The sequence below is a fragment of the Streptomyces sp. NPDC029956 genome (assembly GCF_055574655.1).
The window spans coordinates 1-22,759 of the sequence record NZ_JBVHZJ010000058.1 but is presented as its reverse complement, the minus strand read 5'-3'; the positions used below and the strand labels follow the sequence as shown (position 1 = coordinate 22,759).

Here is a 22,759-nt window from a genome sequence, read left to right as displayed (position 1 = left end):
TCGGTCCTACTCTTCCGCAACCCTGGCCAGCAACCCGGCGCTGTCGTCCGGCCCGAGGGCCACCGCCTGGAGGTGCTCGAACATCGACTCGTAGCGCCGGATCTCCGTCTCCGACTCGAGGAACAGGTCACCGGCCTGCGTGTCCAGGTAGACCAGCCCGGGATCGTCCGCGTGGGGGAAGTCCATGTGGACGAAGCTGCCCGTCATGCCGGCGTGCGCGCCCCTGTCGAAGGGGATCACCTGGAACGTGACGTGCGGGGCCGCCATCAGTTCGAGCAGGTGCCGTGCCTGGCCGCGCATGACCTCGCGCCCGCCGACCGTGCGCCGCAGGGCTGCCTCGTCCACGATCGCCCGGAGCTCCAGCGGGTGCTCCCCGGTGAGGACGGCCTGGCGCTCCATGCGCGCCCGGACGCGCTGTGCGACCTCCTTCCGGCTGGCCGAGGGGAGGACGCCCCGGACGACCTCCGTGGCGTACTGCTCCGTCTGTGCGAGCCCGGGAACGAACAGCGACTCGTAGTTGCGCACCGTCCGCGCCTCGGCCTCGAAGCCGATGTACGCGGTGTACTCCTCGGGCAGTTCCGAGTGGTACGGCCGCAGCCAGTCCTGGTCGCCGGCCCCGCTCTGCAGGGCAAGGAGGTCGGCGCGGTGCGCCTCGTCGGCCCGGTAGGCGTCCAGCAGGCTGACCAGTGTGCGTCGTTGGGGCCGCGCCCGTGATCTCTCGATCCGGTAGAGAGTCGCCTCGTTGATCCCGGTCCGCTGTGCGACGTGCTCGCGCGTGAGTCCGGCCTCGGTGCGAAGCCTCCTCAACTCCGCTGCGAGGCGCCGGAGTCGGACGGTGGGCGGGTGCGGTCGCCTGGCCGGCATGATGCGGTCCCTTCTCTGCCTGACGGGTGTCCGCGGGTGTGCGCGGTCGCCGCGCCGGTCCTCAACTCATGGAACGCCAAGGGGGAGTTCGCAAGCCTTGCATTCTTCCGGTGCGCGTGGGCATGCTGTGATGGCGATCACGTGCCGTATCTCGACCGTAACGGTGAGTTGATCTTGCTGGTCCGTACGAGAAACAGCAAGACCCCCGCGACCGCGCGAACGGCCGGGGCGTGGCCACCGCTTCGAAGGAGCGACGACGTGAGCGACCCTGGCGTCCGCCGTGCCGGCCCGGTCCGCCGGCTCTTACCGTCCCGGCCGGGGTACCGCCCGGCCGTACGCCCACTCACGGCCCCGCAGGCCGCGGGTGGTGGGTCGAGGTGAGCGCGGCGGGGGCGTACCACCGGACCGCCCGACGGCCCCGGCTCTGGGCGTTACGTCCCGACCGGACGGGCAGCGGGACCGTCACCGAGGCCGAGTGCACCACCTGCCTCGACGGCTCCGGCGCGGCGGACGACGGACGGGGACCCGCCGTCTGGTGCCTCTCCCACGCCCAGGCCACCGGTCACACCGGCTTCCGCCGCATCCGTACGGACTTCTTCCGCGCGTCCTGGGACGGCCCGGCCCCCGGCACGGGTGCGGGCGTGGGCGCCGGCGTCGGGGGCTGACATCGCCCGCCCGCCGCTCACCCCTCCGTCGCCGCCCGCCCGGCGCCCCGGCCCGCGCCCGCCCCTCTCACCCCACGTGCAGCATCAGCCCGATGCCCGCCACCATCAGGCCGGCCGCCGCGACCCTCGGGCCGCCGAAGCGTTCCTTGAAGAACAGGGCCCCGATGGCCGCGCCCACGATGATCGAGGACTCGCGCAGCGCCGCGACCGGGGCCAGCGGGGCCTTCGTCTGGGCCCAGAGCACCAGGCCGTACGCGGCCACCGACAGCGCCGCGCCCAGCAGCCCCCGGCCCGCGTACGGGCGGAGCTGGGGGAGCAGGGCCGCCCGGCGGGTCCAGAGGGCGTAGGCCGGGATCGCCAGGCCCTCCAGGACCATCAGCCACGCGATGTAGCCCAGCGGCGTGCCGGATGCGCGGACGCCGACGCCGTCCACCACCGTGTACAGGGCGATCGCCAGGCCCGTCGCGCCCGCCGCGAGCAGCGCCGGCCAGTCGGGGCGCGCGCCCTTGCCCCGGATGCCCCACAGCGCCATGCCCGTCAGGCCCGCGCACGCCACCGCGACGCCCAGCAGCTGCCGGCCGTCGGGTGTCTCGTCCACGAAGACCGCCGCGAGCGCCGTCACGGCCAGCGGCGCCGTACCGCGTGCGATCGGGTACATCTGGCCGAAGTCGCCCAGTGAGAACGAGCGCATGAGCAGCATCATGTAGCCCACGTGCAGCAGCGCGGAGACCACCAGGAACGGCCACGCCTCCGGCGCCGGCAGCGGCACGAAGAGGGCCGTGGCCAGGCCGATGAGGGCGCCGCCGCCGGATATCAGCGTGAACGAGAGCAGCTGATCCCTGATGTGGTGCGCCAGCGCGTTCCAGCTCGCGTGCGTGACGGCGGCGACCAGGACGGCCAGCATGACGAGCGGCGTCACGCCGTGGGCTCCCGGACGTCCACCAGGGTCCCGCCGGCATGCGCCACCAGCGACTTCGGGTCGAGCGCGAACACCGTGTGCGGGGTGCCCGCCGCCGCCCACACCAGCGCGTGGTCGAGCAGGCCCCGGTCGGCGAGGACCCGGGTCCGGGTGCGGTGCCCGAACGGCGGGACGCCCCCGATCGCGTACCCCGTCGTCTCCCGGACGACCTTCGCGTCCGCCCGGGTCACCTTCCCGGCGCCCAGTTCCACCCGTACCCGCTCGACGTCCACCCGCGAGGCGCCGTCCATCAGCACGAGGACCGGCACGCCGTCGGCCGCGAAGACGAGCGACTTCACGATCTCCGACACCTGGCAGCCGATGGCCTCGGCGGCCTGCTGCGCGGTGCGGGTCTCGTCCGGGAAGCGGCGGATCTCGACGTCGAGACCCGACTCCTGGAGTGCGGCGGCGAACAGGGGGTGGGCGAGGGAGGCGATCTCGTCAGCGGTCATGGCCCGCACGCTAGCGGTGGTTGTACGGGCCACGCGACCGGGTTGTGCAGGTCTCAGTCCGCGTTCAGCACCTGCGCCACGATCGGGCCGGCTGCCGTCGCGCCGTGGCCGGCTCCCTCGACCAGGGCCGCCGCAGCGAGATCGTCCGCGAACCCCGTGAACCAGCTGTCCGACGTCTCCTGGCCGTCGGCCTCCGCCGAACCGGTCTTGGCGCCCTTGTCGCCGCGCACCGGGGCCATCGGGCCGACCGCCGTGCCGTAGCCCGCCGTGGCCGTGGTGCGCATCATGTCCCGCAGCTGCCGTGCCACCGAAGGCGACAGCTGCCGCTCGGCCTGGGCGAAGGTCCGGTCGTCCAAGGCGGCCGGGACCAGGTACGGCTGCCGGAAGCGTCCGTCCTTCGCCGTCGCGGTGATCGAGGCGATGTTCAGCGGGTTCATCTGCACCGTGCCCTGGCCGATGTACTGCTCGGCCGCCGCGCCGCCCGTCGCTTCGGGGACGGAGCCGTCGACCGACCGGATGCCCGTCTTCCATTCGAGGCCGATGCCGAAGACCTCCCTGGCCTCGCGGGCCAGACCGGAGTCGTCGCCCTCGCTCTTCTCCACGTCGTCGATCTTCTTGATGAAGGCGGTGTTGCAGGAGCGGGCGAAGCTCTCCCCGAAGGTCGCGCCGTTCAGCGAGAAGTTCTTCAGGTTCGTGATGGTCCGGCCGTAGTACATGGCACTCGGCGGGCACTCGGCGACCTGGTCCGCCTTGACCAGGCCCTTCTCCAGAAGCAGAGCCGCCGTGACGATCTTCATCGTGGAGCCGGGCATCTTCGAGCCCGAGAAAGCCGTGTTGAAGCCGCCCGCCGGGCTGTTGGCGACCGCCCGTACCGCACCCGTCGAGGGCTGGATCGCGACCACCGACGCCGAGCCGTACGCCTTCACCGCCTTCTCCGCCGCCGCCTGGACGTCCGCGTCGATGGTGGTCTTCAGCGTGGCCGGCTTCCCCTGCGACAGGACGAGGAGAGGGGAGTCGGGGACGGACGCGCTGCCCGAGTCGATCCACGTCTCGACGCCGGTCGTGCCGCCCGCCTTCGCCCCGTACCGCGTGCGCAGTTCGGCCAGGATCGGCTCCAGCGAGGGATACTTCGCGGCCGTCAGCTCCGTTCCGTTCCGGTCGACCGCCCTCACGGGGGCCGTCTTCGAGACGCCCGTACGCAGCGTCGCGTCCGCGGTGAGGAGCTTCGGGTGGAGCACGGACGGCGCCCACTTCACGAGCGCCCGGCCGGTGGTCTGCCCACGGACCACACTCAGCCGGGAGGTGTACGACCAGGGCTTCGACACGTCCTCGTACGTGATCGTGGCCTTCACCGTGAACGGCACGGTCGTCCCGACCGGCGTCCCCGGCGTGATCACGGCCTCCGAGATGCCAGCGCCGTCGCGGTAGGCCGCCACGGCCGGACTCGCCGCGACCGGGTCGGTCGTCAGCTGCCCGGCCTTCTCCGGCTCCCCGGCGGCCCAGGCGGCCAGGAAGTCCCGTGCGGCCGTGGTGACCTCCTCGTCCGTGACGGGCCCCGTTCTCGGCGCGGCGGCGGAGTTGGACCGCGGCGACGTCTCACCGCCCATGACGCCGCTCCAGAGGTTGTAGCCCCCGTATCCGACCCCGCCCGCCACGACGGCGAACACACCCCCGACGATCGCGACCTTGGCTCCACTGCGCATGGCTGCGTTCCCTCCCCGTGTGAACCCACGAGTCAAGCAGCGCCCCATGGGTGTGTCGAGCAACTTCGGACTTCTCCGTCACACGGAGAGGTCACGTTCCGGCAGCCCCTCCGTGGCCGTCGCCGTCGCCGTGTCCGTGGCCGCGCACGGCTTGAGCGTGACCGGGCGTCAGCCCCGGGGAACCGTGACGTGCGCCTCTGCGGGCGCGAGGGGCGGCGTGTAACGGGACTCGGCCTTCGCGGTCGGGGTCAGATCCCGGTGGATCACCCTGGAGACGGCCTGGATGGTGTTCACGCCGTAGGTCATGGAGCTGTTGCCATCGGTGAGCACGGTGATGGTGTAGTCGTGGCCGCCGCCCTGGAAGGCGCCGATGCTGTGGACGCGCCAGCCGCGCGTGGCGCGCTGCAGCCAGCCGTTCTTGACGTGCACGGCCACGGAGGAGGGCGCGCCCGCGGGGGTTCCCCACTTCTGCGAGGTGACGACGCGCCCCATGAGCTTGAGGATGTACGCGCGGGCGTTGTCGCTCAGGACGGCGTTCCTGGCGGTGATCAGGGAGAGCAGCCGCTGCTCGTCGGTGACGTTGATCCGGGTGAGCCCCCAGTACCCGCCGGAGCCCGGAACCGTCCGCGTCATGCCGGCGGCGGCCAGGAAGCCCTTCACCTTGGTGACGCCGAGCTGGTTCCACAGGGAGCTGGTGGCCGCGTTGTCGGACGTGGTGATCATGGCGGTGGCGAGGGTGGCCTCGCGCGAGGTCAGCTGCCGATCGGTCTTCTTGGCGTCCCAGAGGAGCGTGGCGAGGACGGTCACCTTCACGACGCTGGCCGAGTCGTACGCGGTCGTCGCGCGCAGGGTGCAGGTGGTGTTCGTGGTGCGGTCACGCAGGCCGACGGCGACGGTGCCGATGCGCGAGGCGAGGGCGGCGGTGATGTCCCTCTGCAGCTTGGCGGCGAGCCCTGCCTTGCCGGACGTGCAGCTGACCCGCGGCGCGGTGGCGGCGGAGGCAGGTGCCGCGCCCGCGACGACGGGTACGAGCATCCCGACGGCGAGCGCGGCCGGAATCACGCGGGCACGCAGGGATATGCGGTGAGTCATGCGGGTCCCCCTGGAAACGAAGCGAACACGCCTACGGCGCTCTCGCCCTGTACGACTCCTGAGCGTGCGGATGGTTGTACGAATCCGGCGGAACCGGAGGACGGGGCGCCCGAACCTCCCACGCACCGCCCACGGCCCGTGCCGACGACGGCAGAGAGGGCGCGACCACCGGTCGCGCCCTCTCGTTTCACATCCCCGCTACACCCAGGTGCCGAGCCACATACGGTTCCGCCATTGGTCCAGCGGAATCGGGGTGCCCGTGTAGATCGGCCAGAAATAGATGAAATTCCAGACGATGAGAAGAACGATGCAGCCCGCCGCCACCGCGCCGAATGTGCGGCGCCTCTCCGAGGAACCCGCGGGCCCGACGATCGCACCCAGCATCATCGCCACCGCCAGACACAGGAACGGAACGAAGACCACCGCGTAGAAAAGGAAGATGGTGCGCTCCTGGTACAGGAACCAGGGGACCCAGCCGGCCGCGATGCCGCAGGCGATCGCGCCCGCGCGCCAGTCCCGGCGGAAGGCCCAGCGCCACAGGATGTACAGGATCGCGAAGCAGGCGGCCCACCACAGGAGCGGGGTGCCGAGGGCCAGGACCTCCGCCGCGCACTTCTCCTTCGCCGAGGCCGGGCAGCCGCCGGTGCCGGGCGCGGGCGACTCGTAGAAGTAGGAGACCGGGCGGCCGAGGACGATCCACGACCACGGGTTCGACTCGTACGTGTGGGGCGAGGTGAGGCCCACGTGGAAGCTGTAGACCTCGGACTCGTAGTGCCAGAGGCTGCGCAGCCACTGCGGCAGCCAGCCCCAGGTCCCGCCGCCGTCCAGCTTGTCCTGGTCGGCGGCCCAGTTCCGGAAGTAGCCCTTGTCGCTGACGATCCAGCCGGTCCACGTCACCAGGTACGTGGCGATCGCGACCGGGACGACGGACACGAACGCCGGCACCAGATCCTTCTTGATCACCGCGAGGTACGGGCGGACCGCGCCCGCCGTCCGGCGGCCGCCGACGTCCCACAGCACCGTCATCAGGCCGAAGCCCACCATGACGTACAGACCGTTCCACTTGGTCGCCGCCGCGAGGCCCAGCATCACGCCGGCCGCGATCCGCCACGGCCGCCAGCCCAGGCGCAGCGTCTCCGCGATCTCCGCGTCCGGCCGCAGCACGCCCTCCTCGTCCTCCGGGAGCGCGCCCGCGAGCCGCTTCCGGGTCCGGTCGCGGTCCAGGACCAGACAGCCGAAGGCCGCCAGGACGAAGAACATCAGCACCTGGTCGAGGAGCGCCGTCCGGCTCATCACGAAGTGCAGACCGTCGACGGCGAGCAGCAGGCCGGCCAGACAGCCCAGGAACGTGGAGCGGAAGAGACGCCGGCCGATCCGGCACAGCATCAGGACCGACAGCGTGCCGAGCAGCGCCACCATGAAACGCCAGCCGAACGGCTCGAAGCCGATCAGCTTCTCGCCGACACCGATGACCCACTTGCCCATCGGGGGATGGACGACATAGCCGGGGTCGGTCGGCACCAGGACCGCGCCGGGGTCGCTGAGGACCGTCTTGTCGATGTCCTTCGGCCACGCCCCCTCGTACCCCTGGTTGATCAGCGCCCAGGAGTCCTTGGCGTAGTAGGTCTCGTCGAATATCACCGCGTTCGGCTTGCCCAGGTTCCAGAACCTCAGCAGCCCCGCGACCGCCGTGACCAGGAGCGGACCGCCCCAGGCCATCAGCCGCCACAACCGCTCGGACCGGTCGGGGCCGATGCCGAGCAGCGACATCACGCGCTTGGACGGGCGGACGTACGAGGGGACGAGCCGCTCCCGCAGCCCGATGGGGGCGGCGCTTCCGGCGGGCGGCACATAGCCGAAACGCCGAAGCCGCTGGTGCCACGAAGAGGGCTCTGCCACGGGCTCTGCCATGGGGTGCTGGCCTTCCAGGGCCTCGGGTGCGGTACTGGTCACCGCGCCATCGTAGGGAACGCGCCTGTGCGCGTCGCCTCTCCGGGCTGGGAGGATGGGCCGTGTGACAGGAACGCTGGTACTCGCAGGGACCCCCATCGGTGACATCGCGGACGCTCCGCCCCGACTCGCCACCGAACTGGAGAACGCGGACATCGTGGCCGCCGAGGACACCCGGAGGCTGCGCGGACTGACCCGTGCCCTCGGCATCCACACGACGGGGCGTGTCGTCTCCTACTTCGAGGGCAACGAGTCCGCCCGTACGCCGGAGCTGGTCGAGGCCCTGGTGGGCGGCGCGCGTGTGCTGCTCGTCACCGACGCGGGCATGCCGTCCGTGTCGGACCCCGGCTACCGGCTCGTCGCCGCCGCCGTCGAGCAGGACATCAAGGTGACGGCCGTCCCCGGCCCGTCCGCCGTCCTCACCGCGCTCGCCCTCTCGGGCCTGCCCGTGGACCGCTTCTGCTTCGAGGGCTTCCTGCCCCGGAAGGCGGGCGAGCGCCTCGGCCGGCTCAGGGAGGTCGCCGACGAGCGCCGCACCCTCGTCTACTTCGAGGCCCCGCACCGGCTCGACGACACCCTCGCCGCGATGGCCGAGGTCTTCGGCGCCGAACGCCGTGCCGCCGTCTGCCGCGAGCTGACCAAGACGTACGAGGAGGTCAGGCGCGGCCCGCTGGCCGAGCTCGCGGCCTGGGCGGCGGAGGGCGTACGGGGCGAGATCACCGTAGTCGTCGAGGGCGCGCCCGCGACGGGACCGGCCGAACTCGACGCCGAGGAGCTGGTGCGCAGGGTGCGGGTGCGCGAGGAGGCCGGCGAGCGGCGCAAGGAGGCGATCGCCGCGGTCGCCGCCGACGCGGGGCTTCCCAAGCGGGAGGTGTTCGATGCCGTCGTGGCGGCAAAGAATGCGGCTGGACCGGGCCCCGGAAACGGTAAAGGACTAATCTGAAAGGCAAAGCCGAACCCGGCGCGGGGACCCGTGACAGGGGTCTTGGCAAGGGAAGTGCCAAATGCCTTCCATGGTTCGACCCGTGCTGATGCGCTCCGGCCCGAAAAGGCGTCCACTGGACCAGTGGAGAGGAGCTGGAATGTCCGAGATCACCGGCACCGGCATATCCGTCGCCCATGAGGCGTACGCCTTTGCCTGCATGCGTTGTGGGTACGGCTGGGAGCAGGCGTACGAGATCGAGCACCACATCGACGCCGCAGGCCACAATTTCGTCGTCTACAAGGCCGACGGGGAGCGGGTCCCGTCGCCGCTGTCCAGCCCCACCTGCATGAACTGCGGCGGCCACGTCGTCCGGATCATGCGCGCGGGGCAGGTGTCGTCGGTGCTGGACCTGATCGCCGCGACGGAGAAGCACCGGCGGGGATCGAAGGAGAACAAGCCCGTCTCGCCGGCGGGACCCATCGGCCAGGAGCTGACCGAGGGCGACTCCGAACAGCCGCCGGTGCCGCACCACTGGCATCTGTCCGACCTGCTCCACCCCTTCCGGCGTCACCCGTAGTCCCGGAGCGGCCCCGCCCCGGGCCGGGGGCGTAGGTGCCCCGGGCCCGGCGCATCCCCGCGCGCCGGCACTCGCGACCCTCGTACGATCGGGGTCATGAGTGCCAAGGACGCCCCGCCGCCGCTGCCCGAACCCCTCCTCGTGGAGGTCGCGGACTCGCACACCCACCTGGACCTCCAGTCCGGGACCGTCGAGGAGGCGCTGGTCAAGGCCGCCGCCGTCGGGGTGACCACGGTCGTCCAGGTCGGCTGCGACGTGAAGGGCTCCCGGTGGGCCGCGGAGACCGCCGCCGCCCACGAGCACGTGCACGCCGCCGTCGCCCTGCACCCCAACGAAGCGCCCCGGATCGTCCTCGGCGACCCTGACGGCTGGTCCCGGCAGGGGGCCCGCGAGGGGGGCGGCGACTCCGCGCTCGACGACGCGCTCTCCGAGATCGACCGGCTCGCGGCCCTCCCGTACGTCCGCGGCGTCGGCGAGACCGGCCTCGACTTCTTCCGTACGGGCCCCGAGGGCATCGCCGCGCAGGAGCGTTCCTTCCGCGCCCACATCGAGATCGCCAAGCGGCACGGCAAGGCGCTCGTCATCCACGACCGCGAGGCCCACGCCGACGTGCTGCGCGTCCTGGACGAGGAGGGCGCCCCCGAGCGGACCGTCTTCCACTGCTACTCCGGCGACGCCGCCATGGCCGAGATCTGCGCCGCCAAGGGCTACTACATGTCCTTCGCCGGCAACGTCACCTTCAAGAACGCCCAGCACCTGCGCGACGCCCTCGCCGTCGCCCCGCTGGAACTCGTCCTCGTCGAGACCGACGCCCCCTTCCTCACCCCGGCGCCCTACCGCGGCCGCCCGAACGCCCCGTACCTGATCCCGGTCACCCTCCGGGCGATGGCGGAGGTGCGCGGCATCGGGGAGAACGACATGGCGGAGGCGATCGCGGTGAACACGGCCCGCGCCTTCGATTACTGATCCATAACGGTTACGTGTCGTAGCCGGATCAGCGCACTGTGTGAGGGGCGCGCGGGTAGGGTCCCGGCCTCGTGAGCACTTCCCAGGGCAGTCACCGCGCCGAACGGCGGGGCGCGCCCCTGCCCGTGCACGACCAGCCGACCCAGGCCGCACCGCTCGTCGTCCCCGCCCCGGTCGCCGCCCCCGGCGCCGTCCCCGGGCAGGGCTCCCGCGCCGGGTCCCGGCGGGCCGCCCGCCGCCGCAAGGCCTCGGGACCCGCCGGGGAAGGCCTGCGGCGGCTCGTCCCGCAGGCGCTCGTCGTCGCCTTCCTGGCCGGCGGCACCAGCGCCTTCGTCGCCGACGACAAGGCCGTCCGGCTCTCCGTCGACGGCGTCCCGCGGACCTTCCACACCTTCGCCGACGACGTCGAGGAACTGCTCGCCGACGAGGGCCTGGTCGTCGGCGCCCACGACATCGTCGCCCCCGCCCCCACCGAGGCACTGGCCGGCGGCGACGAGATCGTCGTCCGGTACGGCCGCCCCGTCGCCCTCACCCTCGACGGGCAGCGCCGCCAGGTCTGGACGACCGCCCGGACCGTCGAGGGCGCGCTGCGCCAGCTCGGGGTCCGTGCGGAGGGCGCGTACCTCTCGGTCTCCCGCGGCGCCCCCATCTCCCGCAACGGGCTCGCCCTCGACGTACGGACCGAGCGGGCGGTCACCTTCCTCGCCGACGGGCGCGAGCGGACCATCCGGACGAACGCAGCCACCGTCCGCGAGGCCCTCGCCGAGGCCGGGATCACCCTCTCCGCGCAGGACGTCACCTCCGTCGTCCCCGATTCGTTCCCGCGCGACGGCCAGACGGTCACCGTGCTGAGGATCACCGGCTCGAAGGTGACGCGCGAGGAGGCCGTGCCGTACGCCGTCGAGCGGACCCGCGACCCCGAGCTCTTCGTCGGCACCGAGGTCGTCGACCGGCAGGGCGCGGCCGGCGTCCGCCGCGTCACGTACAGCCTGCGGACGGTCGACGGCGTCCGGCAGAGGCCCCGCCGGATCGGCGAGGAGATCGTCCGGGAACCCGTCAGCCGGCAGGTCCGGGTCGGCACCAGGCCCATGCCCACCTCCGTCGCGGGCGCCGACGGCCTCGACTGGGGCGCGCTCGCCGCCTGCGAGTCCGGCGGCCGCCCGAACGCCGTCGACCCCTCGGGGACGTACGGCGGGCTCTACCAGTTCGACCCCGGCACCTGGCGCTCCCTCGGCGGCAGCGGAGTCGCCCAGAACGCGCCCGCCGCGGAGCAGACCTTCCGCGCGAAGAAGCTGTACGTGCAGCGGGGGGCGAGTCCGTGGCCCCACTGCGGCCGGCGGCTGCACGGGTGAGGCGAAGTGGGCCGGGGTGAGTCGTAGGGCTGCCCCACGGGGGCCCCGTAGGCTGTACCGGTGAGCACCACCACCGGCCCCGAAAGCCCCGACGCCCTCCTCGGCCCCGCCGACATCCGTGAACTGGCGGCCGCCCTCGGCGTGCGCCCCACGAAGCAGAAGGGCCAGAACTTCGTCATCGACGCCAACACCGTCCGGCGGATCGTCCGCACGGCCGGGGTACGGCCCGACGACGTGGTCGTGGAGGTGGGGCCCGGACTCGGCTCCCTCACCCTGGCCCTGCTGGAGGCCGCGGACCGGGTGACGGCCGTCGAGATCGACGACGTGCTCGCCGCCGCGCTGCCCGCCACGATCACCGCCCGCATGCCCGCCCGCGCCGACCGCTTCGCGCTCGTGCACTCCGACGCGATGCAGGTCCAGGAGCTGCCGGGCCCGGCGCCGACCGCGCTGGTCGCGAACCTGCCGTACAACGTCGCGGTGCCCGTCCTGCTCCACATGCTGGAGCGGTTCCCGAGCATCGAGCGGACCCTCGTCATGGTCCAGGCCGAGGTCGCCGACCGGCTCGCCGCCAAGCCGGGCAACAAGGTGTACGGCGTGCCGTCGGTCAAGGCCAACTGGTACGCGGAGGTCAAGCGCGCCGGGTCCATCGGCCGCAACGTCTTCTGGCCCGCGCCGAACGTCGACTCCGGCCTCGTCTCCCTGGTCCGCCGCAGCGAGCCGCTCGCGACCACCGCCACCCGGCAGGAGGTCTTCGCGGTCGTCGACGCGGCCTTCGCCCAGCGCCGCAAGACCCTGCGCGCGGCCCTCGCGACGTGGGCGGGCTCACCCGCGCTCGCCGAGGAGGCCCTGGTGAAGGCCGGGATCTCGCCGCAGGCGCGCGGCGAGGCGCTGACGGTGGAGGAGTTCGCCCGGATCGCGGAGGCGAAGGCATGACCGCCGCGGGAAGCGTCACCGTCCGCGTCCCCGCCAAGGTCAACGTCCAGCTCGCGGTGGGCGCGGCCCGCCCCGACGGCTTCCACGACCTGGCCAACGTCTTCCTCGCGGTCTCCCTCTACGACGAGGTCACCGCGACCCCGGCCGACGCGCTGACCGTCACCTGCGAGGGCCGGGACGCCGACAAGGTGCCGCTCGACCGCACCAACCTGGCCGCGCGCGCCGCCGAGCTGCTCGCCGCCCGGCACGGCATCGCCCCCGACGTGCACCTGCACATCGCCAAGGACATCCCGGTCGCCGGCGGCATGGCCGGCGGCAGCGCGGACGGCGCGGGCGCCCTGCTCGCCTGCGACGCGCTGTGGGGACTGGGCTCCTCCCGCGAGGAACTCCTGGAGATCTGCGCCGAGCTCGGCAGCGACGTGCCGTTCAGCCTGGTCGGCGGCGCTGCGCTCGGCACCGGGCGCGGCGAGAAGCTGACGGAGCTGCCGGTCGGCGGCGGCTTCCACTGGGTGTTCGCCGTCGCCGACGGCGGTCTCTCGACCCCGGTGGTGTTCGGCGAGTTCGACCGGCTCACCGAGGGCGTCGAGGTCCCCGAGCCGGCCGCCTCCCCCGTCCTCCTGGACGCCCTGCGCGCCGGCGACACGACCGCGCTCGCGGCCGCCCTCGCCAACGACCTCCAGGCGGCGGCGCTCTCCCTGCGCCCGTCGCTCGCCGAGACGCTGACGGCGGGCACCGAGGCGGGCGCGCTGGCGGCCCTGGTGTCGGGCTCGGGCCCGACGACCGCGTTCCTGGTGAAGGACGCGGAGTCCGCCGGGACCGTCGCCGCCGCCCTGATCGCCTCGGGCACCTGCCGTACGGCACGGGCGGCGACGTCACCGGCGCCGGGCGCGACGATTCTCTAGAGCTTGTTCTTGGAGATCCGGGCCAGGAGCAGGTTCGGGTCCGGGTCCAGCGTGTTGAAGAACGCCGCGCTGTTCACGTAGACGGTCTTGGCGCGCACCGCGACGGAGGTCGGGTTGTCGAGCCCGTCCGCCGCGGTCAGCACGGTCGTGTGGGTGCCGTCGGGCCGTACGAGCTCCAGCTCGTCGACCTGGTTCAGGGCGGCGAGGACCGTGTCGCCGTGGCCGGTGAACGCGAAGTCGTCGATGGACGTGAGGCCGGTCGCCCGGGTCTCGACCGGACCCGCCGCGTGGTCGGGCCCGGGACCGATCGGGATGCGCAGCAGCGTCGCGTGGGCGGTGTTGGACACCCAGACGGCGTCCTGGTGGATCTTGAGGCCGTTGGCGCCGAAGGGGATCTGCGCGGTGGGTTCGAGCGCGGCTCCGGTGGCCCAGGCCGTGGGCGTGCCGCCGGTCACCGGGAGGGACCACACCGTGCCGAGCCGCGTGTCGGCGGTGTAGAGCGTGCCGCACTTCTCGTCGAGGGCGAGCCCGTTGGGGAAGGCGTCCGCCGGGAAGAACCCGATCTGCTCGGGCTCGCCGCCGCCGGGGGCGATGCGCCAGACGCCGGTCTCCTCCGTGCCGGTGACGTAGGTGACGTACAGGGTGCCGTCATGGGCGCGGGCGATGCCCAGGGCGACGGCCCCGCCGACGGGCGTCTGCGCGTCCGGCACCTCGGGCAGGGTGGCGAGGATCGTCGTCACGCCCTCCTCGGTGACGCGGGCGACCTGACGGGCGAAGGCGAAGGTGATGTCGGCGGAGCCGTCGGGTTCGAGGGCGATGTTCTCCGCGTTCTGCCCGGCGGCGAAGTCGAAGTGGGCGACGACGCGGGGACCGGACACGGTCGGATCGACGCCCGACGCGGGGCCCGCCGCGAGCACGGCGAGGGCGGCGGTGGCGGTGGCGACGGCGGCGAGGCGTGGGTGTCTCGTCATGGGGCTCTCCTCGGGTGGGGGTGTGAGAAGAACATGGCGGGCCGTCGGTTCGGGGGGCGGGCAGCCCGGGCCGGGAGGTCGCCCGCGTGGCCGACGACATGGGACCGGTTGGCACCGCGCGTGGGTGCGTTACTCGGTCGCCGGCGCCGCAGCCCGTACCCAGCTGCCCGTCCCAGGTGCCGTACTCAGCGGCTGGCCGTGACGTGCAGTCTGCCGGGGTCCCATCGCCGCTCGCCGTGTGCTGGGCGCACCGCGACGTGCACGCCGAGGTCGAGGAGGATCTGTCGCCTGCCACCGGTGCCCCGGGATTCCCATTCCTCCCGTACCGACGTGCCGGTGGGGGCCCTTTGCCGACGGTCGTCGGGTGCCGATCGGATTCGCTCGAGGAGGGCGGACCGGGATTCGAGTTGTCCCTGTACCGCGTCCGCAGCCGGTCCCCGCATTCCTGTGAGCCGACGGCTCAGCTCTTCGATCTCGGACCGGACCTGGTCGACGCATGCGGAGGGCTGGACGTCGAGAGGGATCTCGGCGATGAAGGGAAGAGCACCGAACTCCGCAAGCGCCCAGCCCTGGATTGTCTCTTCCAGCCGCGTCGCGGAGATCAGCACCTTGCAGGCGTTGGGGCACCGGTAGACGTCGTTGGTTCCGCCCCCGTGGAGCAGGCGGCGGGCGTTGTAGTGCAGGGGGGCTGCGCATTCCGAACAGTGGGCGATGTGGAGGAGCCGCGACGCGGGGCGTCGGGAGCGTTGGGTCGTCGCGCTTCGCGACGACAGAGCTGCCTGCAGCCGGTCCCAGGTCCCCCGGGGGATCAAAGGGGGTCCGACAGGTACCGGCCGACCTAGCGCGTCGACGACAGCGCGGCGATCGTGCCCGTTGCCCGTGACCCGATGTCCCAGCAACGCCGGGGACTTGAGCATGCGGCGAAGCACTGTCGGGGACCACGGGGTTGTCCTGCCGGTTCTGGAACTCACTGCTCCCGGCGATGGCACGAGGGCGGAGTTGAGATCCCGGCACACGGTGGCGATGACCTCGCCTGAGATGACTCGGTCGACGATTCCCCGAATGCGTCCTGCAGTCTCCTCGTGCACAGCCAGCCGCTTTCCTCCGGTGCCGTCCGGGACGATGCGGTACCCGTACGGGGCGTTGCCGCCGATCCAGCGGGGCACGTCGCGGAGTGCCACCCTGGAGCGGGTGATCCTTGCCTGGATGAGTCCGCTCTCGGCCTCGGCCGTGGCGACCGCGGAAAGGAACGACAGCCGACCGGCGGGGGTCGTCGCCTCCAGCTGGTCGCGGGCCGTCACGAGCGATGTGTCCGTGGCGTCCAGGCGTGCGAGCAAGCCCAGAGCAACGGCGACGGAGCGTGAGGCCCGGTCGGCCTGCGCAACGACGAGTACATCGAAGCCGCGGAGATCCGCCAGGAGCCTCCTCAGCCCTGGGCGCTCGCCGATAGGGCGTGAGCCGGAAGTGTCCTTGTCCACCTCTTCGGCCACGACAGCCCAGCCGCGCGATCGGCACAGGGAGTAGCAGTCCTCGCGCTGCGAAGCGATGGACGTGCTGCCTTCGTGACTAAGGCTGAGACGCAGGTAGACAGCGGCCCTCGTGGTTCGTGCGGTCATTTCGTTCCTCGGCCAGGATGCGTTGTCGGATTGGAACGAGAATCTGCACCACAAGCACGAAAGGCGACATCTCGATAACGGAACGTGAGACGCGCGGGGTGGAGGTATCGGATAATGGCCGGTTCGGGTGTCCTTGAGGGAGGCCGTGTCAGATCTTGACGACGGTCGTGCGCCCGGCGCATAGGCCGGCCAGGTCCTCCGGGTTCGAGGTGAGCACCGTGACGGGGCCGGGAGCAGAGAGGGCCGTCGCGGCGACCACGGCGTCGACGGCGTGGGTGTGGCCGTGCAGCCCGGCTTCGGCGAGCAGGGCTGCAGCTGTACGCGCGACGGCGTCCGTCACGGGTTCGACGACGAGGCGGGACAGGGTCCATTCCAGGGCCGCGCGATTGATGTGCGGGTGCATCACCTCCACCAGCGTGGCGGCGCTCGTTACGACGCGCAGGTCGTCGGCGCGGGCGAGCGCGAGCCAGCCGGCGACCTCGCGGTCACGCAGCACGGCCTTGGCCAGTCCCTCGCTGTCGAGGACCAGCGTGCCGCCGGGGGCGGCCTCTGTACGGGTCACGCGGCGCTCGCCCCGGTCGGCTCCGCGCCGCCCTGCTGCTCGCGGGCCCGGCGCAGCTGTTCGCGCCGGGCCTGGATCTCCTCGTCCGTGACCGGTCCGTGCTCGGCCTCGGCCACCGCGATGAGTTCGTTGAGATCGTCCCGCTCTATCTGCCGGGCGACCGCCGCCGCCACGTAGGCGGAGAGTCCCGAGGGCCCGCTGCGGGCTCGGGCAGCCTCCGCGATGTCGCGCGGCATGCTGATCGAGTACTTCTGAGTGGGCTCGCTCATGCTCCTTATGCTACCGCCGATGCCACCCGTCGTCGGGGTATACGCGGCAACGTACTCTGGGAGATCGATCGATCCCCCGTACAGGAGTCAAAGTGGCCGTCAATCTGGTCAATGTCGAGGCTGTCAGCAAGGTGTACGGCACCCGTGCACTGCTCGACGGCGTCTCGCTCGGCGTCTCCGAGGGGGACCGGATCGGGGTCGTCGGACGCAACGGCGACGGCAAGACCACCCTCATCCGGATGCTCGCGAAGCTGGAGGAGGCCGACACCGGCCGGATCACCCACAGCGGCGGGCTCCGCCTCGGCGTCCTCACCCAGCACGACTCGCTCGACCCGAAGGCCACCATCCGGCACGAGGTCATCGGTGTCATGGCCGACCACGAGTGGGCCGGCAGCGCCAAGATCCGCGATGTGCTCACCGGACTCTTCGGCGGACTCGACCTGCCCGGCTTCGAGAACGGCCTCGACACCGTCATCGGCCCGCTCTCCGGCGGCGAGCGCCGCCGCATCGCGCTCGCCAAGCTGCTCATCGACGACCAGGACCTGCTCGTCCTCGACGAGCCCACCAACCACCTCGACGTCGAGGGCATCTCCTGGCTGGCCAAGCACCTCCAGGAGCGCCGCTCCGCGCTCGTCTGCGTCACCCACGACCGCTGGTTCCTCGACCAGGTCTGCACCCGCATGTGGGACGTGCAGCGCGGTGACGTCCACGAGTACGAGGGCGGCTACTCCGACTACGTCTTCGCCCGCGCCGAGCGCGAGCGCCGCGCCGCCACGGAGGAGACCAAGCGGCAGAACCTCATGCGCAAGGAGCTGGCCTGGCTGCGGCGCGGCGCCCCCGCCCGTACCTCCAAGCCCCGCTACCGCATCGAGGCCGCCAACGAGCTCATCGCCGACGTACCGCCGCCGCGCGACACGTCCGAGCTGATGAAGTTCGCCAACGCCCGCCTCGGCAAGACCGTGTTCGACCTGAAGGACGTGACCGTCACCGCCGGTCCCAAGACCCTGCTCCAGCACCTCACCTGGCAGCTGGGCCCCGGCGACCGCATCGGCCTCGTCGGCGTCAACGGCGCGGGCAAGACCTCACTCCTGCGCGCACTCGCCGACGCAGCCGTCAGCCAGGGCGAGATCCAGCCCGCGGCCGGCAGCGTCACCGTCGGCAAGACCGTCCGGCTCGCCTACCTCTCCCAGGACGTCACCGAGCTCCCCGGCTCCCTGCGCGTCCTGGAGGCCGTCCAGCAGATCCGCGACCGGGTCGACCTCGGCAAGGGCCGCGAGATGACCGCCGGGCAGCTCTGCGAGCAGTTCGGCTTCTCCAAGGAGAAGCAGTGGACGCCCGTCGGCGACCTCTCCGGCGGTGAGCGCCGCCGCCTCCAGCTGCTCCGTCTCCTCATGGACGAGCCGAACGTCCTCTTCCTCGACGAGCCCACCAACGACCTCGACATCGAGACCCTCACCCAGCTGGAGGACCTCCTCGACGGCTGGCCGGGCTCCATGGTCGTCATCTCCCACGACCGGTTCTTCATCGAGCGCACCACCGACAGGACGCTCGCGCTGCTCGGCGACCAGACCCTCCGGATGCTGCCCCGCGGCATCGACGAGTACCTGGAGCGGCGCCGGAAGATGATCGAGGCGGCCGTCCCGACGTCCGCCGCCGCGCCCGCGCAGGCGAAGCCGGGCGTCTCCGCCGCCGACAGCCGCGCCGCGAAGAAGGAGCTGCAGAAGGTCGAGCGGCAGCTCGACAAGCTCTCCGACAAGGAGGGCAAGCTGCACGCCCGGATCGCCGAGAACGCCACCGATTTCGAACTCGTGGCGAAGCTCGACGCGGAGCTCCGGGAACTCGCGGGTGAGCGCGAGGAATTGGAGATGCGCTGGCTCGAGCTGGCCGAGGACGCATAACGAGGGCATCACAGGCCGGTCCTCCCTTGGGTACAAGGGGTGGACCGGTCGCTTTTGCGCCAGTGCGTGAGTGGTAGAAAGAAAACCCGCTCACGTCAAGGGGGAACTGCTGATGACCCAGCCGCCCAGCAACCAGCCGCCGGGGGGCTTCGGAGCTCCCCAGGATCCGAACCAGGGCCCGCACCAGGGCACGCCGCCCGTGCCGCCCGTCCCGCCGCAGGCACCGCAGACCCCGCCGCCGCCCGCCGGCCCGCCCGGCGTGCCGCCGACCGCGCCCCCGGCGGCGCCGCCCGCCGCGCCCGGCCCGTACGGCCAGCAGCCGCAGCCCGGTTACGGATACCCGCAGCAGGGCCAGCCCGGTCAGCCGGGACAGCCCGGTCCGTACGGTCAGCCGGGACAGCCCGGCCCGTACGGCCAGCAGCCCCCTCAGCAGCCCTACGGCTACCCGCAGCAGGGCCAGCAGCCCGGCTACGGCCAGCCGCAGCAGCCGGGACCGTACGGTCAGCAGCAGAACCCCTACGGCGGGTACCCCACCCAGCCGATGTACCAGGGCGCCCCCACCCCGCCGCCCTCCGGAGGCGGCCTCAAGGGCCGCACCGGTCTCGTCGCCGCCATCGCCGCCGGAGCCGTCCTGGTGGCCGCCGTCACCACCTGGGCCGTCGTCGGCGGAGACGACGACAAGGACCCGATCGCCGGTCCGACCGCCACCGCCGGCTCCTCCTCCGACGCCCCCAAGCCCACCGAGTCGGTGGACAAGGGCGACGGTTCGGGCGACGGCTCCGAGGGCGGCGAGGACAACCTCAACGCCGGCCGCCAGGCCGGCGAGGCCAAGGTCAACTGGCTGCTCCAGAACGACGTCGACCTGCCCCGCAACGGCGCCGACGTCCTCGGTCCGTGGATCGTCGGCGATACCGTCGTCAAGGCCATGTACAAGGGCGTCTCCGCCTACAACCTGAGCGACGGCGCCCCCAAGTGGCACGTCGACGTGCCGTTCGAGCTGTGCGCCGCGCCCGCGGAGCCCTCGGCGAACGGCGTCATGGTCTTCGCCTACGCCGAGAGCGCCAAGGACGGCGCCAAGTGCACCTCGCTCCAGCAGATCGACCTGAAGACCGGCAAGGCGGGCTGGAAGAAGGCCGTACCGAAGCCCAAGGGCCTGTTCGCCTTCTCGGACAACACCCTGTCCATCAGCGGCAACACGGTGACCGTCTCCGGCACCAGCAGCTCCTACGGCTTCTCGCTGACCGACGGCAAGCAGCTCTTCACCGGCGCGACGACCGGCTGCAAGCCCTTCGCGTACGCCGGCGGCAGCAAGCTGATCGCCGCCATGGACTGCCCGTCGGGCAGCACCACCAAGAAGGTCCAGGGCGTCAGCCAGGTCGACCCGAACACGGGCAAGCCCAAGTGGACCTTCAAGCTGGAGACCGACTGGGAGGTGGACCGGGTCTACTCGGTCGACCCGCTCGTCGTCTCCGCCACCCAGCGCGAGCAGAAGAAGTGGACCATCTTCGCGCTCAACGCGAACGGTTCGCTGCGCTCGCAGATCCAGGGCGGCAAGGACAAGTTCGCCCCCTCCTGCGGCGGCGGCCTGATCATCTTCGGCAAGAACCTCCAGGGCTGCACCGGGGTCGCGGCCGACGCGAACACCTTCTACATGGCCACCGAGACCTCGTACGGCAAGCCCAACGAGGTCGTCGCCTTCGACCTCAAGAACGGCAAGGCCAAGTGGCGCTCCAAGGCGCCCGGTGAGCAGACGATGATCCCGCTCCGCATGGAGGGCGGCCAGGTCCTGGTCTACGTGGACCCGTCGTACGACAAGGGCGGCGCCGTCGCGACGATCGCCCCCACCGGCGGTGCGCCGAAGATCCTGCTCCAGCACCCGGCGTCGACGGCCCAGGTCGAGAACAACTTCTACAGCCCGGGCTACGCGTACGGCGCCGGCACCTTCGTCGTGGCGAGCGGACGCGTCTCCGCCTCCAACGACAAGGAAGAAAAGCTGGTCAAGACGATGATGGCCTTCAGCAAGTGAGGTACACGGACCGATGACGCAGCCACCCCCGCCCCCGCCGAACCAGCCCCCCGACCCGCAGGGCGGCTTCGGCGCGCCGACGCCGCCCCCGCCGCAGCAGCCGGAGCCCGGTTACGGCTACCCGCAGCAGGCACCGCCGCCGCAGCACGACCCGGGGTACGGCTACCCGCAGCAGGCGCCGGATCAGGGCTACGGCTATCCGCTGGGGGCACCTTCCGGGCCGCAGGGCCCAGGGGGACAGCCCCCGGCGACGCCGCCGCAGCAGCCGTACGGCTACCCGGCGCAGCCGCCCACGCAGCCGCAGCAGCCCTACGGCGCCGGCTACCAGCAGCCGGTCCAGCCCCCGTACGGCTACCCGCAGCAGCAGCCCTACGGCGGATACCAGCAGCCCGCCACGGCCGCGGTCCCGACCGCGGCGCCGGGCGGCGGCAAGAAGCTGTCCGCGCAGCTCCAGATCATCATCGCGGCGGTCGTCGCCGTCGTCCTGATCGTCGGCGCCGGCATCTGGTACGCCAACTCCGGTGACGGCGGCGGCAAGGACGACGAGGCCAAGGGCACGGCCGGAACCTCGCAGGGCACCACCGGCGACGGCGGGTCCGGCGACACCAAGGGCATCGGTGGTGGCGGCAAGGAGCAGCCGCCGGCGAACACCGAGGCGAAGATGACGTTCAAGGTGGCGCAGCCCGGGGTGCCGGACGTCACCGACGTCACGGGTTCCTGGATCACCGACAAGGCGTACGTGAAGACGGGCATCGGCTCGATCGTCGCCTACGACCGCGACAAGGGCTCCGTCCTGTGGACGCTGCCCCTGACCGGTCAGGTCTGCGGCAGCTCGCGCCATCTGACGGCCGACAACAAGCTGCCGATCCTCTTCGAGGCCAAGAAGCGGGTCGCGCCCCGCTACTACCAGCAGTGCACCGAGGTCGGCCTGGTCGACCTGAACTCCGGAAAGCTGCTGTGGTCCACCTCGGTCACCGGCGGCACCGCCGGAGACCAGAAGGTCCGGTTCGGCGAGATCACGCTCAGCGGGAAGACGGTCGCGGCCGGCGGCACCGACGGCGGCGCCGCCTTCGACGTCGCCAACGGCAACCCGCGCTGGAAGCCGCAGGCCAACGACCAGGGCTGCTACGACCTGGGATACGGCGGCGGCGAGGGTCTCGTCGCGGTCCGCAAGTGCGGCTCGTACAACGCCCCGTACGTGATGATCCAGAACCTCGACCCGATCACGGGGGCGCCGCTCTCGCAGTTCAAGATGCCGAGCGGCGCCAAGTACGCCTCCGTGGTCTCCACCAAGCCGCTGGTCGTCGCGGCCGACGTCGGCGACAGCGCCGGTGACGGCAGTGGCATCTCGGACTTCTTCTCCATCGACGAGAAGACCGGGAAGCTGAAGGCGAAGATCACGGCGGACGCCGACCAGTACGCGGGCCGCTGCCGCTCGACCAAGGTCGAGGCGTGCACGAAGGTGCTCGTCGGCAACGGCCGGCTGTACGTGCCGACCGAGGAGCACGAGGGCTCCAGCGGGGAGTACGGCGACGAGACGAACGAGCTCATCGCCTTCGACCTGGCCACCGGGAAGACGGCGCCGGAGAAGGCGGACGCGGGTGACAAGTACACCCTGATCCCGCTCCGCATGGACGGCGGCAACGTCATCGCGTACAAGGAACCGCCCTACGACAAGGGCGGCCGGATCGTCTCCATCGACGGCGGAACGATGAAGGAGACGCTGCTCCTGGAGAACCCGGCGGACAAGACCGTCCACGACGTCGAGAACGGCTTCTCCCCGGACTACTCGGAGATCCTGTACCGCGACGGGCGGGTCTTCCTGTCCGCCATGATTCTCTCCAAGCCGCGGGCGTCGGCGTCGCCGGACGACAAGGAGTATCTGGCGGTGTCGTTCAGCACCCACTGAACTCGTTGACATCGCACGGATGTCCGTGAGGTTCGCGCGGCCCGGGGGGGGGGGGGGGGGGGGGGGGGAGGGAGGGGGGGGGGGGGGGGGGGGGGGTGTCGGCCGGCTCCTGAGAGTACAGCTCCGCGAGGCGGCCGCGGATCGCCCCGCAGAACTCCTGGGCGTCGTC

20 protein-coding genes are annotated in these 22,759 nt (G+C 71.9%); 10 read left to right on the top strand and 10 right to left on the bottom strand.

Features of this window, described 5'->3' with window-relative positions; translation table 11 throughout:
* Positions 1-6 precede the first annotated feature (6 nt).
* The gene (locus ACZ4XX_RS32805; RefSeq protein ID WP_468511501.1) at positions 7-864 is read right to left on the bottom strand and encodes a helix-turn-helix domain-containing protein; all 858 of its coding nucleotides are present in this window, start codon (positions 862-864) and stop codon (positions 7-9) included.
* Positions 865-1,241: 377 nt separating this feature from the next.
* Between ACZ4XX_RS32805 and ACZ4XX_RS32800 the strand changes: the two genes are divergently transcribed.
* Positions 1,242-1,529 carry a DUF7848 domain-containing protein gene (locus tag ACZ4XX_RS32800; RefSeq protein ID WP_468511500.1) on the top strand — a complete coding sequence of 96 codons (288 nt, stop codon included), beginning with the start codon at positions 1,242-1,244 and terminating at the stop codon, positions 1,527-1,529.
* A 67-nt stretch (positions 1,530-1,596) separates the two neighbouring features.
* On the opposite strand, the gene ACZ4XX_RS32795 is transcribed toward ACZ4XX_RS32800, so the two are convergent.
* From ACZ4XX_RS32795 to ACZ4XX_RS32775, 5 genes are all read right to left on the bottom strand, one after another.
* The gene (locus ACZ4XX_RS32795) at positions 1,597-2,448 is read right to left on the bottom strand and encodes an EamA family transporter (protein ID WP_468511499.1); all 852 of its coding nucleotides are present in this window, start codon (positions 2,446-2,448) and stop codon (positions 1,597-1,599) included.
* Positions 2,445-2,939 carry a YbaK/EbsC family protein gene (locus ACZ4XX_RS32790; RefSeq protein WP_468511498.1) on the bottom strand — a complete coding sequence of 165 codons (495 nt, stop codon included), beginning with the start codon at positions 2,937-2,939 and terminating at the stop codon, positions 2,445-2,447. The genes ACZ4XX_RS32795 and ACZ4XX_RS32790 overlap by 4 nt, the downstream gene beginning before the upstream one ends.
* 53 nt (positions 2,940-2,992) lie before the next feature.
* Positions 2,993-4,642: a penicillin-binding transpeptidase domain-containing protein gene (locus ACZ4XX_RS32785; RefSeq protein ID WP_468511497.1), complete on the bottom strand. Its 1,650-nt coding sequence runs from the start codon at positions 4,640-4,642 to the stop codon at positions 2,993-2,995.
* Between the two features lie 168 nt (positions 4,643-4,810).
* Positions 4,811-5,734, bottom strand: a complete 924-nt coding sequence (locus tag ACZ4XX_RS32780) for a serine hydrolase (protein ID WP_468511496.1) — start codon at positions 5,732-5,734, stop codon at positions 4,811-4,813.
* 198 nt (positions 5,735-5,932) lie between these two features.
* A complete protein-coding gene (locus ACZ4XX_RS32775) occupies positions 5,933-7,687 on the bottom strand; it encodes a dolichyl-phosphate-mannose--protein mannosyltransferase (protein ID WP_468511495.1) in 1,755 nt (584 codons plus the stop codon).
* Positions 7,688-7,739: 52 nt separating this feature from the next.
* On the opposite strand from ACZ4XX_RS32775, the gene rsmI reads away from it, so the two are divergent.
* The 6 genes from rsmI to ACZ4XX_RS32745 all read left to right on the top strand — a co-directional run bounded on the left by rsmI (position 7,740) and on the right by ACZ4XX_RS32745 (position 13,339).
* Entirely contained in the window at positions 7,740-8,627 is an 888-nt protein-coding gene (gene rsmI, locus ACZ4XX_RS32770; RefSeq protein ID WP_468511494.1) for a 16S rRNA (cytidine(1402)-2'-O)-methyltransferase, read from the top strand.
* A 139-nt stretch (positions 8,628-8,766) separates the two neighbouring features.
* Entirely contained in the window at positions 8,767-9,186 is a 420-nt protein-coding gene (locus tag ACZ4XX_RS32765; RefSeq protein WP_468511493.1) for a hypothetical protein, read from the top strand.
* Between the two features lie 96 nt (positions 9,187-9,282).
* Positions 9,283-10,152 (top strand): TatD family hydrolase, encoded by an 870-nt coding sequence (locus ACZ4XX_RS32760; RefSeq protein ID WP_468511492.1) that lies wholly within the window; start codon positions 9,283-9,285, stop codon positions 10,150-10,152.
* 71 nt (positions 10,153-10,223) lie between these two features.
* Positions 10,224-11,504 carry a ubiquitin-like domain-containing protein gene (locus ACZ4XX_RS32755; RefSeq protein WP_468511491.1) on the top strand — a complete coding sequence of 427 codons (1,281 nt, stop codon included), beginning with the start codon at positions 10,224-10,226 and terminating at the stop codon, positions 11,502-11,504.
* Positions 11,505-11,564: 60 nt separating this feature from the next.
* Positions 11,565-12,437 (top strand): 16S rRNA (adenine(1518)-N(6)/adenine(1519)-N(6))-dimethyltransferase RsmA, encoded by an 873-nt coding sequence (rsmA, locus tag ACZ4XX_RS32750; RefSeq protein ID WP_468511490.1) that lies wholly within the window; start codon positions 11,565-11,567, stop codon positions 12,435-12,437.
* Positions 12,434-13,339: a 4-(cytidine 5'-diphospho)-2-C-methyl-D-erythritol kinase gene (locus tag ACZ4XX_RS32745; RefSeq protein ID WP_468511489.1), complete on the top strand. Its 906-nt coding sequence runs from the start codon at positions 12,434-12,436 to the stop codon at positions 13,337-13,339. Before rsmA ends, ACZ4XX_RS32745 begins: the two co-directional genes overlap by 4 nt.
* Here the strand turns inward: ACZ4XX_RS32745 and ACZ4XX_RS32740 are convergent.
* From ACZ4XX_RS32740 to ACZ4XX_RS32725, 4 genes are all read right to left on the bottom strand, one after another.
* A complete protein-coding gene (locus tag ACZ4XX_RS32740; protein WP_468511488.1) occupies positions 13,336-14,310 on the bottom strand; it encodes an NHL repeat-containing protein in 975 nt (324 codons plus the stop codon). The two genes, ACZ4XX_RS32745 and ACZ4XX_RS32740, sit on opposite strands and share 4 nt — an antisense overlap.
* A 185-nt stretch (positions 14,311-14,495) precedes the next feature.
* Positions 14,496-15,926 carry a recombinase family protein gene (locus ACZ4XX_RS32735; protein ID WP_468511487.1) on the bottom strand — a complete coding sequence of 477 codons (1,431 nt, stop codon included), beginning with the start codon at positions 15,924-15,926 and terminating at the stop codon, positions 14,496-14,498.
* Positions 15,927-16,074: 148 nt separating this feature from the next.
* The gene (locus ACZ4XX_RS32730; RefSeq protein WP_468511486.1) at positions 16,075-16,488 is read right to left on the bottom strand and encodes a DNA-binding protein; all 414 of its coding nucleotides are present in this window, start codon (positions 16,486-16,488) and stop codon (positions 16,075-16,077) included.
* Positions 16,485-16,757 (bottom strand): CopG family transcriptional regulator, encoded by a 273-nt coding sequence (locus ACZ4XX_RS32725; RefSeq protein WP_468511485.1) that lies wholly within the window; start codon positions 16,755-16,757, stop codon positions 16,485-16,487. The genes ACZ4XX_RS32730 and ACZ4XX_RS32725 overlap by 4 nt, the downstream gene beginning before the upstream one ends.
* A 92-nt stretch (positions 16,758-16,849) precedes the next feature.
* Between ACZ4XX_RS32725 and ACZ4XX_RS32720 the strand changes: the two genes are divergently transcribed.
* From ACZ4XX_RS32720 to ACZ4XX_RS32710, 3 genes are all read left to right on the top strand, one after another.
* Complete coding sequence (locus ACZ4XX_RS32720) at positions 16,850-18,655, top strand: ABC-F family ATP-binding cassette domain-containing protein (protein ID WP_468511484.1); 1,806 nt, start codon at positions 16,850-16,852, stop codon at positions 18,653-18,655.
* Positions 18,656-18,767: 112 nt separating this feature from the next.
* Positions 18,768-20,681, top strand: coding sequence for an outer membrane protein assembly factor BamB family protein (locus tag ACZ4XX_RS32715; RefSeq protein ID WP_468511483.1), 1,914 nt, complete (start codon positions 18,768-18,770; stop codon positions 20,679-20,681).
* A gap of 13 nt (positions 20,682-20,694) precedes the next feature.
* The gene (locus ACZ4XX_RS32710; RefSeq protein WP_468511482.1) at positions 20,695-22,590 is read left to right on the top strand and encodes an outer membrane protein assembly factor BamB family protein; all 1,896 of its coding nucleotides are present in this window, start codon (positions 20,695-20,697) and stop codon (positions 22,588-22,590) included.
* Positions 22,591-22,759: the final 169 nt, after the last annotated feature.